The 16,738-nt window shown below is 65.6% G+C and carries 11 protein-coding genes; 7 read left to right on the top strand and 4 right to left on the bottom strand.

Annotated elements, in window-relative coordinates:
* Positions 1-8 precede the first annotated feature (8 nt).
* Complete coding sequence (locus tag F3J15_RS07165) at positions 9-881, bottom strand: helix-turn-helix domain-containing protein (protein ID WP_069250583.1); 873 nt, start codon at positions 879-881, stop codon at positions 9-11.
* A 360-nt stretch (positions 882-1,241) separates the two neighbouring features.
* On the opposite strand from F3J15_RS07165, the gene F3J15_RS07160 reads away from it, so the two are divergent.
* From F3J15_RS07160 to F3J15_RS07130, 7 genes are all read left to right on the top strand, one after another.
* Positions 1,242-1,829: a tetratricopeptide repeat protein gene (locus F3J15_RS07160; protein WP_166889251.1), complete on the top strand. Its 588-nt coding sequence runs from the start codon at positions 1,242-1,244 to the stop codon at positions 1,827-1,829.
* A gap of 121 nt (positions 1,830-1,950) precedes the next feature.
* On the top strand, positions 1,951-2,778 hold the full coding sequence (locus tag F3J15_RS07155) for a hypothetical protein (RefSeq protein ID WP_089497903.1): 828 nt from the start codon (positions 1,951-1,953) through the stop codon (positions 2,776-2,778).
* A gap of 115 nt (positions 2,779-2,893) precedes the next feature.
* Positions 2,894-3,922, top strand: a complete 1,029-nt coding sequence (locus F3J15_RS07150; protein ID WP_166889248.1) for a hypothetical protein — start codon at positions 2,894-2,896, stop codon at positions 3,920-3,922.
* A gap of 352 nt (positions 3,923-4,274) precedes the next feature.
* Positions 4,275-7,328 carry an ATP-binding protein gene (locus F3J15_RS07145; protein ID WP_166889245.1) on the top strand — a complete coding sequence of 1,018 codons (3,054 nt, stop codon included), beginning with the start codon at positions 4,275-4,277 and terminating at the stop codon, positions 7,326-7,328.
* Positions 7,329-7,437: 109 nt separating this feature from the next.
* Positions 7,438-7,620 carry a hypothetical protein gene (locus F3J15_RS07140; protein ID WP_166889242.1) on the top strand — a complete coding sequence of 61 codons (183 nt, stop codon included), beginning with the start codon at positions 7,438-7,440 and terminating at the stop codon, positions 7,618-7,620.
* Between the two features lie 353 nt (positions 7,621-7,973).
* Positions 7,974-8,645 carry a response regulator gene (locus tag F3J15_RS07135; RefSeq protein WP_166889239.1) on the top strand — a complete coding sequence of 224 codons (672 nt, stop codon included), beginning with the start codon at positions 7,974-7,976 and terminating at the stop codon, positions 8,643-8,645.
* Between the two features lie 111 nt (positions 8,646-8,756).
* Positions 8,757-11,792, top strand: a complete 3,036-nt coding sequence (locus F3J15_RS07130) for a hybrid sensor histidine kinase/response regulator (protein ID WP_166889236.1) — start codon at positions 8,757-8,759, stop codon at positions 11,790-11,792.
* Positions 11,793-12,001: 209 nt separating this feature from the next.
* Here the strand turns inward: F3J15_RS07130 and F3J15_RS07125 are convergent, their stop codons facing one another.
* From F3J15_RS07125 to F3J15_RS07115, 3 genes are all read right to left on the bottom strand, one after another.
* Positions 12,002-14,620, bottom strand: coding sequence for a fimbria/pilus outer membrane usher protein (locus tag F3J15_RS07125; protein WP_166889233.1), 2,619 nt, complete (start codon positions 14,618-14,620; stop codon positions 12,002-12,004).
* Between the two features lie 194 nt (positions 14,621-14,814).
* Complete coding sequence (locus F3J15_RS07120; RefSeq protein WP_166889231.1) at positions 14,815-15,558, bottom strand: fimbria/pilus periplasmic chaperone; 744 nt, start codon at positions 15,556-15,558, stop codon at positions 14,815-14,817.
* Positions 15,559-15,638: 80 nt separating this feature from the next.
* The gene (locus F3J15_RS07115) at positions 15,639-16,229 is read right to left on the bottom strand and encodes a fimbrial protein (protein ID WP_166889228.1); all 591 of its coding nucleotides are present in this window, start codon (positions 16,227-16,229) and stop codon (positions 15,639-15,641) included.
* Between the last annotated feature and the right edge of the window lie 509 nt (positions 16,230-16,738).

Below are 16,738 nucleotides of genomic sequence, written 5' to 3'. Positions count from 1 at the left end.
CTGTGGTCTCAGTTCGCGGCGGCCGTGGCCGGCAGCGTGATCTTCAGTTCGCGCGCCACTTCGGCGAACAGGATCGGCAGGCGCACGGGCTTTTCCTCGCAGCGTGCGTTGTAGTGCGACACGATGTGCGCGATTTCGTCCTCGCTGGCTTCGCCGGTCGAGATCTTGCCGGTCAGCAGGAAGATCGGCGCGCCGCTGTTCTCGCTCGAACGGATGCCGCGCACGAGTTCGGCGGCGGTCTGGTCGCCGAGCATCCAGTCGAGGATGTAGCCGTCGAAATCCTCGACCTCCAGTGCCTTGCGGAACGCCGCGCCGTCGAAGTACGGGATCGCGTTCACACCTTTTTCGATGAAATATTCACATACCGTTTCGGCGACGTCCTGCGAATCGTCGACCACGGCGATGCGCGCCGCATACACGTTCGGCTGGGTCGAGCGCAGCTCGATGACGTCGACCGGATACGTGCGGCCCTCGCGCGCGTGCTGACGCTCGGTGATGAGCCACTCGCCCTGCCACTGCAGCGCGACGAAATCCGTCTCGCTCTGGCTGCTGGCCTTGGTCGAGATCGCGGCGCGGCAGCGAAAGCGCCGCGACTCGATCACGAGCGTCGCGTCGATCATCTCGGCGGCGGCCGGCTGCGTGCCCTTGTCGTCGAGCAGGATCGCGGGCGGCACGCCGAAGTGCGTCGCAATGTCCTGCAATTGCGACAGGTTCCACGGGATCAGGCCTTTCATCTTGCGCGTGACGACCGAGAAGCTCAGGCCGAGCACGTTCGCGATCGTCGTGTTGTGACTTCGCGGCGGAATGCCGTTTCGGTTCAGTAGGTCGCGCACCTTGTTGGCGGTGATCAGATCGACGTTGGCCTGCTCGCTGTTGGGCATCTCGATGGGGTCTCCAGGGGGTTTGGGCGAGGGTGAGCATATCAAAACTGACGTGTCATGCAAGCTTTGAAAAAGCGAATGACCTTGACATGCCTTTTTTCTTCATTATTATTGCTCACCACGTCACTATTGTTTGTCGCGTCATGTTTGGAGATCACCGACGGCCACAGTCGGACCGGCGAAAAGCGACAGCAATGAAGCAGTGACGGAACGATTCGAAGAGAGAACCTGAGAGAGCCTTGGAATGCGTGTCGGCGTTGGCGGATTGTATCCGTTGCGCCGCACGCCGCCGGGTGTGAGCTCACGGGGGTGGGATAGCTCGCAGAATTGCGGCGCCAATAAAACTTGAGGGACGTAACAATGTACCGCCGTTTACTCGCACCGGGGCTGCTGTTGCTATTGGCCGCGTGCGCGCAGGATCCGTCGATCACCAGCAACACGGTGCGGATCTGCGACGACACAGGCTGTTCCGACCGTCCTAAAGATCAGGTGTCCTATCAAAAAAGGGGCGATTCGGAAGACCAGGAAAGCCCGCGCATCGCTGCGTTGAAGCAGACCGCGAAGACCCAGCCGAAGGCCGCCTACGACCTCGGCCTGCGTTATTTCCGCGGCGACGGCGTGCGCCAGGACAGCTACCAGGCACTCAAGTGGATGCGCGAGGCCGCCGAGCGTGGCGACTTGCAGGCGCAGAAGGCGCTCGGCAGTTTCTACCTGTTCGGCCTCGAGGAAATGGGCTCCGACGCACGCGAGGCGGAGAAATGGCTGTCGATCGCGGCCGGGCGCGGCGACAAGGAGTCGAAGAAGCTGCTCGACCTGGCGCGCAAGGCCAAGAAGGAAGACGAAGAAGACTGGAAATGGCGCACGGAATGGCGTGACCGCTATTACGGCTACTGGTACTCGGGCTATCCGTACTACGGCGTCTGGCAGCAGACGTACTGGTACTACTGACCGAGCCTGAAGCAACGGGGGGCAGCAGCGGGGAGACCACCATCGCGCGCCAGCCGGGGGGCTTATCGAAGTTCGCACGAACACATAAGCCGAACAACGACTCTAATCGATCGACAACGACATGAAGACCATCCTTTCCCAACGTCTCACTCAGGGTGCGCTGGTGGCAGCGCTTTGCGCGTCCGTGGCAGGCTGCGGCGGCGTGGTGACGCCCGGCGGCCAGAACGCCGGCGTGACGGGCGCGGCGGCCGGCGGCGCGAGCGCCGGCGCCGATTCGCAGCTGCAACGCTGCACGTCGCCGCTGGGCACGATCGCGGTCGACGACGGGCGCAACGCCGACTGGTGGGGCCCGTTCGGCAGTGCGACCAAGGTGACGAGCATCGACCCGCTGCTGCGCCTGGCGGTGCAGCAGTCGAACTGCTTCGTGATCACGTCGATCGGCAACCAGAAGAGCGACGCGCGCCTGTCGCGCATCACGCAGTTGCAGCGCAACTCGGGCGAATACCGCGCGGGCTCGAAGCAGCAGAAGGGCCAGCGTGTCGCGGCCGACTACTACATGGAGCCGCAGATCGTGATCAACGATTCGCCGATCGGCGGCATCGGCAGCATGATCGGCGGGCTGATCGGCAACAGCGCGGTGGCCGCGGTAGCGGGCCATCTGCAGACGAAGGCGTCGGTCGTGACGCTGACGCTGTTCGACGTGCGCTCGGCGGTGCAGATCGCGGCGTCGGAAGGCAGCTCGACGGCGACGAACTACGGCGCGGCGCTGGGTGGCTTCGGCGGCGGCGTAGGTGGCGGGCTCGCCGGTTTCTCGACGACGCCGGAAGGCAAGGCGACGGTCGTTGCGTTCATCGATGCGTGGAACAAGATGGTCGTCGCACTGCGCAGCTACAAGGCGCAGGACGTCAAGGGCGGCCTCGGCCGCGGTGGCCAGCTCCAGGTCAACTGACGTCCCCGGGCCGGCGGTACGCCGCCGGCCGATTCCTGATTCCTGACCCTCCGTGCGCGCGGCGTGATCCGCGCGTACCGGCTTCGTTCATCCTTTCTGCATCGAGGTGATCCCGATGAAAGCCGTTGCTCTGATTGCATTGACCTGTCTGGCGTTGACCGCTTGCGGCGGCGACGATTCCTCGCCCGCGGCGTCCGGCGGATCGGGTTCGAGCAACAACGGCGGCGCCGGCGGGACCGGCGGCACGGGTTCGGGCGGCTCGGGAAGCGGCGGCAATGGCGGTTCGGGTGGTTCCGGCGGCTCGGGCGGCGGCACGCTGACGTGGCGCTACGAGGCGCAACCCGTCGCGGCCGACAAGGCGAGCTTCCTCACGCTGGTCAACAGCGAAGGCGCGAAGGGCTACCGCTATCTGGGCGACTATTACTACAGCTCGAGCAACGGCGGGACGCAATCGATCTTCGTGAACGATGGCACCGCGCAGACCTACACGTACCAGTTGCAGAACGCCCCGGCCGACATGACGTCCTTCGTCAACACGGCCAACGCGCAAGGGTCGAGCGGCTACCGCTACGAAGGGCCGCTCACGTACGGCGATCTCTATCGCAAGGACGGCGGCTCGTCGGCCACGTACACGTACACGGCGACGGGCTTGCCGGCCGACGCGAATGCGTTCCTCACCCAGGCGAACGGCCAGGGCCAGTCGGGCTACTGGTTCCTGGGGCCGATCGCGGTGGCATCGGTGCAGGCGAACATCTACATGAAGAACAACGCGTCGAGCGCGACCTATACGTACGACGCGCTGGCGCCGACGTCGACCGTCAGCGACTTCATCGCGCAGGCCAACAGCGAAGGGGCGAAGGGGTATCGCGCGAAGGGCGCGATGGCGTTCGGCACGGCGATCTCGTGGGTCTACGTGAAGGACCAGACGCAGTCGCCGACCTTCACGTACCAGTCGGCCGCGATCCAGTCGACCGGCGCGAGCTTCGTCCAGCAGTCGAACACGTTCGGCGGACAGGGCAGCGCGTATCTGAGCGACATGGCGCTCGGCACCACGCCGCCGCTCGCGATGGCGTCGTTCTATTTCACGCCGAAGAACTGCACGGGCTTCCTGTGCACGACGCTGAACCCGCTTACGCAGAACTGAGCGAACGAGGCGGCGGGCGCCCCCGCGCTCGTCGCTTCGGCGCCCGATGCTTCGCGACGGCGCGTTCCGTTCGGCGCCGATACCGGACGCGTGTCCGAACGGCATGGCCTGTGTCCCCATTCCGCCCCGATTCCCTCGGCGTTCGATGATGTCGATTCGGGTGGAAATTTCGTTCAAGTTCAAAAATACAATTAATTCATATTGGACATGTACTAAACACGTCGCTTCGGCCTGATTTTTGGCGGCCCGTTTGGCATGATCGGACCACTTCAATCGTCCACGGCCACATTCGTACGCGACGTCGGAGCCGGGCGAGAACGCGAGCCGGCAGCCGGCGTCGTCGTTTCGCGACATGCCTTACAGTCCACTCCAGTCTCTCCGGCGTTACCAGAACATTTCGATGTTTGGCGGCGGAATCGTCGTCACGGTCCTGATCCTGATCGCCTGCGCGTTCGGGATGGGGTCGATCGTGTATGGCTACCTGGACGGCGAGCGGCACAATTTCCTCACGGGGCTCGTGCAGACGCTCAACGAGATCAAGGTCAGCGAGACGTCGTTCCGCAACGGCGTGACCAATGCGCAGCTGATCTGGCGCGAAACCGGCCCGGCGCCGGAAACCGTCGTCGATACGTTCTTCGCCAACGACGAGCAGGTCACGATCAAGCCCTATCCCTCCGTCGTGCTCGGCGTGCCGGGCCAGACGGCCGACCGCACCGAGATCGCGCGCTACCTGTCGCTGTCCGTGCTGCTGGCGCGCATCTGCGCGGCAAGCTCGATCAATCGGGGGAGCACGCTCGTCGGCTATCACTACAGTACGCGCACGGGCCTGCTGGGCCTCGTGCCGGGTTCGGGCCCCGGCACGACCGCGCTGGCGACGCCGGAAGGGCGCGCGCGTGCGATCGACGCGTTGCGGATCGATTTCGGTGACGCGAATCCGGCGGCGGCCGGCACGAGCGGCAAGCCGCGTGTGCGCTGGCTGCCGCCGTTCGTCGATCCCGTCTCGGGCGACGCGCGCATCCGGATCGCCGCGCGGGCCGAGGTCGACGGCGAGCCGTTCGCGGTACTCGTGACCGAATACGCGCCGGAGCGATTGCTGTCGTGGCAGCTCGCGCATCCGGCGGACGGCGTGTTCCTCGTGACGACGGCGGACAACCATCTGGTCACGGCGAGCCCCGACATCTCGAGCGACGCCACACTGATCGGCCGTCTGCTGAGCCTGAACATGCCGCGCGACCGGGCCGCGCTGGAGGAAGCGTCGTTCCGCGACGGTTTCGTGCTCTTCCACGGCAAGCTCGACTCGACGGGCTGGACGCTCGTCTATGCGTTGCGGTGGACCGACGTCGCCGCGAACATCGCGCTGCGCGCGGGCCTGTTGCTCGGCGCGTCGCTGCTGACGATCGTGATCATGTGGGTGTTGCTCGTACGCCTCCATCGGCGCGTATTCGCATCGGTCTACGCACGTTCGCAGCGCGTGTTCGACAGCGAGGCGCTGTGCCGCAGCGTGATCGAGACGGCGCCAATCGGGCTCGGCCTGATCTCGCGCGCCGATGGCCATTTCATGCTCGTCAGTCCCGCGCTTGCCGAAATGATCGCGCGGCTCGGCAGCGACTATCGGACGCTGTCCGCCCAGGCGGTCGCCCGATACAACGCCTTTGTCGAGGGCGGCGCGTCCGGCGGCCCGCTGCAGGCCGATGTCGTGCTGCCCGATACCGGGGCCGATACGGCGCCGCTGCAGCTCGAGATGAACGTATGCGGCGCGCGCTATCAGGAAATCGACGTGCTGATCGTCGCGGTCGCCGACGTGACGGGCCGGCGGCAACTCATGCAGAAGCTCGAGGAAGCCGTCTGCGCGGCCGATTCGGCGAATGCGGCGAAGTCGTCGTTCCTCGCGGCGATGACGCACGAAATCCGCACGCCGCTGAACGTGATCCTCGGCAATCTCGAGCTGCTGGAGCGTTCGGCGCTGGATGGGGCCCAGCACGATCGCGTGCAGACGCTGAAGGCGGCCGCGTCCGGCCTGCTCGGGCTCGTCAGCGACATTCTCGACTTCTCGAAAATCGAAGCCGGCGCAATGTCGGTCGAGTCGATCGAATTCGACGTGATCGGCGTGATCGAGCGGGCGCTGACCGCGTTCGCGCCTGTCGCGAAGGCGAAAGGGCTGCCGTTGTATTGCGTGTTTGACGCGAGCGGCGAGCAGCGCATGCGCGGCGACCCGACCCGGCTGGCGCAGGTACTCGGCAACCTGCTGAGCAACGCGATCAAGTTCACCGCCGACGGGCACGTGACCGTGCACGTGTCGGTCGCGTCGGCCGGTTGCGGCGACGCGGAATTGTCGATCGCGGTCGAGGATACCGGCGTCGGCATCGCGGGCGTCGATCGGCACAAGCTGTTCAAGGCGTTCTCGCAGGTCGATGCGACGATCACGCGCCGCTACGGCGGCACGGGGCTCGGACTCGCGCTCTGCGATCGGCTGGCCTCTGCGATGGGTGGCCGGATCGAGGTCGCGAGCGCGCCGGGCACCGGCAGTTGTTTCACGCTGACGGTGCCGCTCGGCATGCTTGTCGTGCCGCTCGCCCCGCATGCCGTGTGCGGCTCGCAGGCGTCGCTGATCGTCGTCGCGCGGCCGGAATGGCAGCGCTTCGCCTTGCCGCATCTGCGCGCCTGGGGTTTCGATGTCGACGCATTCGAGCGCCCGACGCACATTCCGGCCGACCGGCTCGCGCGGGCGGACGCCATCGTGCTGTTCGGCGAATCCGATACCTGGTCTCGCGAGGAACTGGACAGCCTGTGCGGCGAGATACCGGTCATCTTCGCCATGCCGGACGGGCCGCTGCAACCGTATCGGGCCGGCCGGACGATACGCGTATCCAGCTATGCGCTGAGCGGATTCAGGGTGGCGCTCATGGACGCGATCCCGGCGCCTGGTACGCGGGCCGCGCGATTGCCGATGCCGACGCGTGCCACGCCGCGTCGCACATTGCGCGTGTTGCTGGCCGATGCCGATGCCGTCAGCAGCACGCTGCTCCGGGAGCAGCTCGACGTGCTGGGCTGCGAGGCGCGTACGGCAGGCTCGGCCGAAGCAGTGCTCGACCTGCTGACGGCCCGCGAGTGGGATGTGCTGCTGCTGGATGCCAGCCTGCCCGGTATGCCGGCCGGCATACCGGCGGGCGCGGTGCGGGATCTCGGCATGGCTTGCGAGGTGGTCGTGGTGACGTCGCATGTCGGGCCCGACGACATGCGTCGGTACGCGGGCGCGGGGATCGGCTGCGTGCTGACCAAGCCCGTGACGCTCGCGCATCTGCGCGATGCGCTGGCGGGCATCGCACGGCGGCGCGGTGTGTCGGCGATGGAGGGAAACATACAAGAACAGGATGTCGCGCACGTCACGCGTAGCGACGCGGCGTGATGTGTGCGAATCGCAACAGGTTACGGGCCATCCGCCCCAAGGATGGTAGGCAGCGCGTCGCCTCGGCACGGGGCGGCGCGGTTTATTCAGGTGAGAAGAGGGGGAGACCGTGAGCTATACGGTGAAAGTCTTCGCACTGTTGCTCGATTTCGCCACGCTTCCCGAGAAATCCCGGAGGGATTTTCTCGCGAGGATGAACGAATTCCTGATCATGTCGCCGATGCAGAAGCGGCGCGCGATCAGCGAGTGGAGGCAGGCCACGGAAGAGCGTGGCGCATCGGGTGACAGATAGTGTGCAGCGACAGTAACGACGACGTGGTCGCCGCGAGACTCGCGCAGCGGCGGGGAAGCGGCCCTGTCCGATGGGGGAAAGGACCCTGTCAGGCTGCGGGTCGTTCCGGGCCCATTCGCGTCGGGTGTGCCGGGGGAGACGCAATGCCGCGCGCAGACGAAGCAGCGCGCGCATCTGCCTGACGGCCAATACATACGGCCTCGCCGGCGTTTTATCTTAAAATTGAATCGCGCGTGCATCGGAAGGTGCACTGAGTCGACGCCAGCCGGCAGGATGGAACGAAGCCGGAGGCGGCTTGCATCCTGCGGCGATCAATGGCGGCGCGGTCGAAAGCCTCGGGGAGAACAGGGACCATGAATGAATTCTTTGTGCGTGTGATGGTGGCCGACGACCACCCATCATCTGCGATCGGGATGTCGCAGGCGCTGGCTGACAGCAGCACGGTCCGGCTCGTCGGCTCCGTTTCCAATTCGACCGATCTCGTGGCGGCACTCGACGAAAAGCCGAGCGACGTGCTCGTCGTCGACTATGTGATGCCCGGCGGGAAATTCGGCGACGGTCTCGTGCTGCTGTCGTTCCTCCAGCGCCGCTATCCCGCGCTACGCCTCGTGACGATCACGATGATCGACAACCCGAGCGTGCTGCATGCGATCCGCAAACAGGGTGTCGGCTGCATTCTGAGCAAATCGGATGCGATCTCGCATCTCGTCGGCGCCGTGCATGCGGCCTTCGTCGGCGCCAACTACCTGTCGCCGCATATCAAGCAGTTGCTCGAGTCGACCGGCACGTCGCCGTCGGTCCGTCCGTTGACGACGCGCGAGATCGAAGTGGTGCGCCTGTTCAGCGCCGGCTATACGGTCGGCGAGATCGCGGTACAGCTCCATCGCAGCAAGCAGACGATCAGTTCGCAGAAGACGAGCGCGATGAAGAAGCTCGGCCTCGTGCGTGACGCCGACCTGATCCGTTATGCCGACGAGGGCAAGTTGTCCGAGGTGTCGGCCGATACGCCGACGGAAGACGAGTAGCCCTGGTGCACCGCATCGCCGATGCGCATTGACGGCCGTGGCGCATCGGTACGCGGCGCGCGCTACGCGAAAGCGCCGGCGGCACGCCCTTCAGCATCACGATAATGACTCATGCCCGCAAGAACGAAACGACTCGCTGCCCACGCGGCCTCGGTAGGCCGCAAACCGTTTGACCCGGGCGGGGTCCGGCGCCAGCAGCAGGTGCTGCTGTATGGCAGCAGTGCGGCGATCACGATCTTCATCATCGTGTGCACGGTGCTCGCGCTGCGGCTCGAGGTGCTCGATTATTTCGCGGAGCTGCGGGGCAGCTTCCTGCGTCGCGAAACTCAACTTCAGGGTGAGTTGCAATCGACGAAGTTGCTGCTTGGCCAGTATGCGAACAATACCCAGGGCCTGTGGAACGGCGGGGCACGGGTGTCCGACGATCGGCTGGCCCAGTTCACCGAGCAGCGCGGGCGCATCGTGCGGGAGCGTCGCGGGAAGCCTTCCTTCGCCGGGTTTGCCGATCTTGCTCCCGATCGTCCGGCGAGCCGCTACGCGTCGTATCTCGCATTGGTCTTTCGTCAGTTCGATCCCGTGGTCACGCAGATCCCGGTCGACGCGGGGCTGTCGGGCTATCTGGTCGGCGAGGGCCGCGACTTTCTGGCTGTGTTCAACCCGCTGCTCGTCCGGCGGGCGATGGCGCTACCCGACGGGTTCGATCTGCGGCAACTGATCCGCGGCGTGCTGCCGGCGGACGCCGCCGTGCAGCCGGCGACGCCGGGCCTCGGCGATCCCGTCCGGATCGAGACGCGGGTCGATCCGTTGCTCGGCCGGCCGGTCGTGCGGTTCGTGCGGCGCCTGTACGACACGGAGGGGCGGCCGTTCGCGTGGGCCATCATCAACGGCCGCACACACATCGACCAGATCATGGCGCCGCGCTCGGCCGACGAGCGGTATGCACTGGTCGACGCGAACGGGATCGTGCAGATCGGCGAGCAGGACAGCATGCAGCTGATCCGGCTGGCACTCGCGCATGCCGGTGAACACGAGACCCGGCATGGCGTGTTGCATGTCGGCAGCCGCTTCGTCATCAGCGATCGCCTGCCGGGAAGTGACCAGGTCCTGATGGCGACCTACTCGTGGCGCGATCTCGCGGCGGCCGTTGCACCGCAAGCCGGCGTGACGATGGGTGCGGCATTGTTCGCCATCGCCGCGTTATGGAGCGCTTGCGTCTTTTTCGACCGCCGCGCGTTGCGTCCGGCCAACCGTCGTGCGATCCGGCTGATCGAGAGCGAGGCGTTCAACCGGACGCTGATTCGCACCGCGCCGGCCGGATTGCTGCTGTTGTCGGTGGCGGACGGCGAGACGGTGGTGCGCAACGACGCCGTGCTGGCCTACGACAGCGGCGCACGCGGGTTGCCGCTCGGCAAGCGCATCTGGCAGGCCTACCGCGAGCGCAATGCGGGCACCGCCGACCGGCGTGCCGTCATGCAGCAGGAACTGGCCGTCGAGGGTCTCCCGGGCGCCGACGGCGAGACGACCTATCTCGCGGCCCACGTCGTCCAGACCCGCTTCCGCGGCGCCGAGGTGCTGCTGTGCACGCTGACCGACGTCACCGCACGCAAGCTGACGGAGAACAAGCTGAGGGAAGCGCGCACGGCGGCGGAGCAGGCGAACAAGGCGAAGTCGACGTTTCTGGCGACGATGAGCCATGAAATCCGTACGCCGCTCAACGCGATCGTCGGCAACCTCGAGCTGATGGGGCGGGCCCGATTGCCCCCGATCGAGCAGCGGCGACTGAAGACGGTCGTGTCGTCGTCGGATGCGTTGCTGCGCGTGATCAACGACGTGCTCGACCTGTCGAAGGCCGAGTCGAACCAGATGGCGCTGGAGCATATCCCGTTCGATCTGCGGCATCTGCTGCAGGATGTGGCGACCGTGTTCCGGCCGCTGGCGGAGGCGAAGGGGCTGGCGCTGGAGTGCGATGTCGCGGCGGAGCTGGCCGACGGGTACGTGGGCGATCCGACGCGGCTGCGTCAGCTTGTGTCGAATCTCGTCAGCAATGCGATCAAGTTCACGGAGCGGGGTAGCGTGATGATCGAAGCCCGGCTCGCGCAAAGCGAGGCCGGGGCGGGCGGCGTCGAGATCGCCGTGCGCGATACGGGCGTCGGCATTCCCGAAGAATCGTTGCCGACGCTGTTCGACGTTTACATCCAGGCCGATCCGTCGATCTACCGACGCTTCGGCGGCACGGGGCTCGGGCTGCCGCTGTGTCGCCGCATCGCGCGGCTGATGCAGGGCGAGCTGAGGGTCGAGAGCCGGATCGGCGAAGGGTCGAGGTTCGTGGCGTGGCTGCCGATGCCCGCGGCGATGGGCGGCTGGCGCGGCGAAAGTCAAGGGGCGGATGCGGCGGTCGACCCCGGGCCGGGCCCGGCCGCGGCCCGGCCGGATGGCGTGCCTGCGCTGCGCATACTGGTCGCCGAGGACCATCCGGCGAGCCGCGCGCTGCTGGGGGATCAACTCGATGCGCTCGGCTACGACGCGACGATCGTCGAGAACGGCGTCCAGGCGATGCGCGCGTTTTTCGAAGCGCCTTTCGACGTGGTGTTGACCGATCTGAGCATGCCCGAGCTCGACGGCTTTGCGCTGGCGAATTTCCTGCGCGAGCAGGGCGCGGCCGTACCCGTGATTGCGATGACGGCCCATGCGACCGACGACGATTACCGGCGCTGCGCACAGGTCGGGACGGCCGAAGTCGTCCTGAAGCCGCTGTCGATCGACGTGCTCGACGCGGTGCTGCGGCGGCATGGCGGCGAGCGCTCGGGGAAAGCGCGCGCGGCGGACGCCGCATCGAAAGCGGACGCGCGCAGGGCAGTGGTCGTGACGGATGAGATCCGGCGTACGCTGCGCGCGGCTACGCTGCATTCGCTCGATGCGATCGAGGCGGCGCTGTCGACCGGTGGACTCGATCCGATCCGGATCGAACTGCATTCGCTACGCGGCGGCTTCGCGCTGGTGGGCGACACGGAGGCGCGCGATGCCTGCGCGGCGATGGAGGCCGTGGCCGGGAAAGACCGGGCACTCGATGCGCTCGGCGCGCGCTGGCCGGATTTCCGGGACCGGATGGCGCAAGCGCTGAACCGGCTGGACACCGACCGCGGCTGACGGGCTATCGCACGATATCGCATTGAGCGGTAGCGCGCGGCATGTCGCTCGCGGTCGATGCCGGATGCTGGACACCGGATGCTGGACGCCGCCGTCGATGCGCGCCGAAAGGCCGCGCATGCGGCTCCGACAGCGGCGATGACGGCATACGGACGTGCGATGTGCAGGCGTGTTGCTTCACGCCGGCACGCCGTTCGGAGTGCATCGTGTCAGAGGGCGTCGGTTCGACAGACGCCGGTGATCGGCTGGTACGAAGTCGACTTGCGCCCGCGCTTCACGACAGGCAGGTTGTACGCAATGTGGCAGATCGAGCGATCGTCGTCGCCCCACTTCACGAGCAGCGTCCCGCTATCCTTGACGCCGCGCGCGAAGATCCGGCTGCCCTGGCCGACGAGCCCGAGCTCCTTGCCCGAATCGTCGGTGACGGCCGCGCCGAACGGAAGCGGCGTGCCGTCGGGCTTGCGGGCCTGGATCACGACTGAACGGCCCGCTGCGGTGTCGAACTTGATGAGCGGCACCGAGCCAGCTCGCGGCGCGACCTGCTGGCTCGTTTCCTTCAGTTCGACGTCCATCGAGATGCCCTTCGGATCGAGTTCGACGGTGTTGAGATTGTAGGGCGTAAGGTACGGCACGATCGCATAGCCGCGGCTGTCGACGCGCACGCCCGACGCATTCGCGAGTCGCGCGCCTTCGGCGCCCTTGGCTTCGACGATGCCGAACGTTTCCGACAGCGGCTGCGACAGCGTGATGCCGCCCTTGTGGGCAACCGCCGCGCCGCGAATGCTGACCGACCCTTGCTGGTAATTCGAGCTGCCGCCCGCGCTGAGATTGAACTCGGCGAAGCGCGCGCGGTACGTGAGGTTGCCGCTGCCGTCGGTGCTCGCGTTGCCGTTGCTGTTCGAATGGTTGGCGGCGAGGCTGTAGGCCACGTCGCTGTCGACGCCCAAGGTACCCGACAGCATCGACTGGACCTGCGTACGCCCCTGCGTGTCGCGCGAGACGTTGCTGGTGAGCGTGGCCTGGCTCGCCTTGCCGAGCGGAATCGTCACGCTCGCGTAGTACAGCGTGCTCATGGCACCGCCGACGTTGCGCTGCCGCGTCGCGGAGAGGCTGTACGACAGGTTCCTGAACGAATTGTTGTAGCCGACCGAATAGTTGACGTCCGAGCCGGCGCGGTTCCAGTAGTTGGCGGCCGAGGACGTGACGCTGAGTTGCCCGCCTTTCTCGCCGAGGCGCTGGCTGACCATCAGCGACGCCCGGTTGCGCTGTCGCCAGATCGTGTCGACCGAATAGCCGGTGCGCACGGCATCGCGCGCGTTCATGGCGTCGTTGAGGTTGAAATAGCCGTTCGTCGAATAGCGGTAGGCCGCGATCGACACGTCGGTGCCGGTCGGCGCGATCGATTTCGAGTAACTGACGCGCAGGCTCGAGCCGTTGAAGCGCTTCACGCCCGGGATCGACGTGACGGCATGCGTGAGGTCGACGCCGAGCGCGCCGACCGGCGTGTTGAAGGCGCCGCCGATCATCGCGGACGCGTAGCCGGAGGCGATCGTGACGCCGCCATAGCCGGTCAGCAGGTTGGTCAGGCCGCGTTGATAGGTGGCCTGCGCGAACAGCGGGTTGCTCGAATTCTGCTGGTTGCGCAACGCACCCGCGACGAAGCTGTAGCGCTGGATGCCGGGGCGCAGCGACAGCGGAACGGCCGCGTAGGGCACCGAGAACGTATGCACGGAGCCGTCCGCTTCGGTGACGGCGACTTGCAGGTCGCCGCCATAACCGGTCGGATAGAGATCCCGGATCTCGAACGGGCCGGGCGAGACGGTCGTTTCGTAGAGCGTGGCACCGTTTTGCCGGATCGTGACCTTGGCGTTCGAGTTCGCGACGCCACGCACGACGGGGGCGTAGCCGCGCAGCGAGTCGGGCAGCATTCGGTCGTCGGTCGACAGTCGCACGCCGCGGAATTGCGTCGAGTCGAACAGTTCGCCGGACGTGAAGGTTTCGCCGATCACGAGCTGCGACGACAGCGACGGAACATCGCGCTGCACGTAGGTCGACAGGTTCTGGTACTGGCTGCCGCCACGTTGCGACCACGTATACGAACCGTTGTGGCGGAAGTGCCAGTTGCCGATGTTGATGCCGCTGTTCAGGCCGAGATAGCCTTGCGTATCGGCGCGAGTGTCCCTGACCTTCGACGTGTAGACGTTCAGGTTGTAGTCGAGCATGCCGACGGGCTCGCCCGAATTCCATTGGTCGGGACTCACGTACCCGCGTGCGCGACGCACGAGCGACGCTTGCGGAATGCTGAGCGTCAGTTGCTGCTCGCCGAAATCGAACAGCGCGCTGGCTTCGGGCACGATCTGCCCGATGCGACGGCATTCGCCGCCGACGAGGATCGCGTTGGCCGTCTCCTGCGGCAGCTTCGCGAAATCGATGCCGATTCGGGTCAGCAGCTTGGCGTCGAAGCAAGGCTGTGCATCGGGCGTGCCGGGAGCGCTGCCGAACGGGACGTCGTAGCGTCCGACCCAGTCCTGGCCGACGATCACGTCGACGCTGTATGTACCGGCCTGAATGACGTTGCCGCGCGAGAAACGCGAGAGATCGATGGCCTGGCCTGCACCCTGGTTCAGGAAACCGGGGTCGAAGGTCGCCTGGGCGAAATCGGTCTGGGCGATCTGTATCTGCTCGGCCGTGGCGGGCGCTGCGTCGACGACGTTCGCGCGGCTTTCGGCCGACCAGACGGCGAGACTCGACAGGACCAGCGCGCACGTGGGCTTGAGCCGCGGCGGGCTGGAGAAGGTCGAGCGCGAACGTTGAATCGGCGAAGTCATTCCCCGGTACTCCGGTGGTCGGTTGATGAACGTCCGGCCGGACTACCAGCGGTGACGCGTGTCGATACCCGCCGCGAGGCGCGGTGGCGGTGTCGAGACGAGCAAGGAAGCGGGTAGGACGGTGAAGGGGCACGGGCCCCGGACGTGGCGTCTTCGTCGCGCAGCAGGAGTGGGCGACGGCGGGCAGGTGAGCGTTACGGCTGCATTGAAACGGGCTGCTCGTTGTTGGACGACGTGCCCCAGTCGTTGATGCTGCCGTACTGCACCTTGGCGCCGGGCGCCGGCAACGACTTGAGCGTGGCGACCGGGAATTCCCGCGTGCTGCCGGGGAGGACGTAGCCCGCACCGGCGTCGTACCGGTGTTCGCCTGCATGCAGCAGGATGCTGCCGAGGTTCACGACGTACGGCGTCGGATTCGTCGCCTTCAGTACGTAGGTATCCTGCGCACCCCGGACGATCTGCCAGCGGAGCTGCGCGGGTGCCTTGTGCGACTCGCCTTTCAGGCCTTCGGGGCGGAACATGATCTTCAGGCGCGAGCGAAACGCGATCTGAAGCTGGTTGCGGTCGGCGCTGTCGGCGGCTTTCGGCGGAATCTCGAGCACGTTGAGCCAGAACAACGATTCCTTGTCGGTCGGCAGCGGCTCGTTCGTATAGATCATGCGCAGCGTCTGGCCCTTGTTCGGCTCGATCCGGAACATGGCCGGCGTCAGCGTGAACGGCACGTTGATGGTTTCCGGCGCGGCATTCTGGTCGCCGGTATCGATCCATGCCTGGACGAGCGCCGGCAACTTTCCTTCATTCGTGAGCTTGATCGTGACTTCACGTTCGTTGCCCGGAAAAATGACACGGGTGCCGGAGATCACCACGCTCGCATAGGCTTGCGAGGCGACCAGCGAGCAGATCAGCGCAAAGGATTGGAGCGATTTGATGATGTTCATGGCGGAATCGTGTAGTTGTCGGGATACGGGGCGAAGCCGGGAGCGAGGCCCGTCGGGCGACGGGCCTCGCCGTTCGTCACTTACTCGTAGGTCAGCGAGTACTGGACCTTCGAGTTCGCCGAACCGCCGGTGACCGTGCCGGTCGCCAGGTATTCCGCGAAGAAGTTCATCTGGGCGGAACCGTCCGCGCCGATGGCGACCACTTGGGAGTTCTGGTCGTTGACGTTCGCGCCGACCTTGATCGGCTGCTGCTTGTCGTTCAGGATCTGCAGCACGACGTGGCCGGCTTCCGGTGCTTCCGTGGTGCCCTTGTCGAGCGACAGCTTGCCGTCGGACGTGACGTTCGTCGCGTTCTCGAACGCAACCTGGACCTTGGTCGGGTTGCCCTTGCTTTCGGCGGTGTCGACCGCGCAGTTGGTGAGCGTGAAGCCGAACGCGGTGCGACCAGCCACCGCGCCCGCTGCGTTCAGTGCGCCCGAGCTGACCGTCGGCAGCTTCACGGATTTGTCGGACGGGCCGCCGGCGGCAACGCCGTCGACCTTGCAGGTCGCGGCGATGACCTTGCCGGTGAAGCTGATCGTGCCGTCGGCTGCATGTGCCGCCGAGGCGAGGCCAAGGCCCGCCAGGGCCAGGAACGTCGAAAGGACTTGGGTACGCTTCGCGAATTTCATTATCTCGATCTCAAACAAAAGGTTGACAGAATGAAAAGTGACAGCGGTGCGTTCCGACCGGTCGAAGCGCGTTGCCTAACAATTCGGGGTCAATTATCGAAACTTGTCCCAATCCGCGATATTGGACAAAGACGAAGTTGGTCTTCTGAGTAATAGGACAAGTACGAAGTGTGTATGGGGTTTGAGACGATTCGGGAGCGACATTCGATATTTTCTCAATCGGAGGTGTCGTTATTTGGGACAATTTAATTTAAGTGATGGTTTTATTTTTCGCTTTAAATAATTTTTATTGTCAAGCTGTCTGTTTGGCTGAGTTGAAAGTGGGTGGCCGGTCGCAAACCCATTCTTGTCCGGCCTGTCGCAGCTTGGCATCGGGATCCGGTCGTGCGTGTCTTTATGGAAGGGCGAATATCGGCGGGGCTTGCCGGGCCGAGGCGTTTTTCGCAAGTCGAAGGGCGCGGGCAGGACGACATATCCCCTGAAATGGGTGAAAATAAATAATCGTACGA

This window comes from Burkholderia sp. Ap-955 (assembly GCF_011753045.1).
Classification (GTDB): Bacteria; Pseudomonadota; Gammaproteobacteria; order Burkholderiales; family Burkholderiaceae; genus Burkholderia; species Burkholderia lata_D.
The sequence above is the reverse complement of the archived record's forward strand: the minus strand, read 5'-3'. Positions and strand labels throughout refer to the sequence as shown.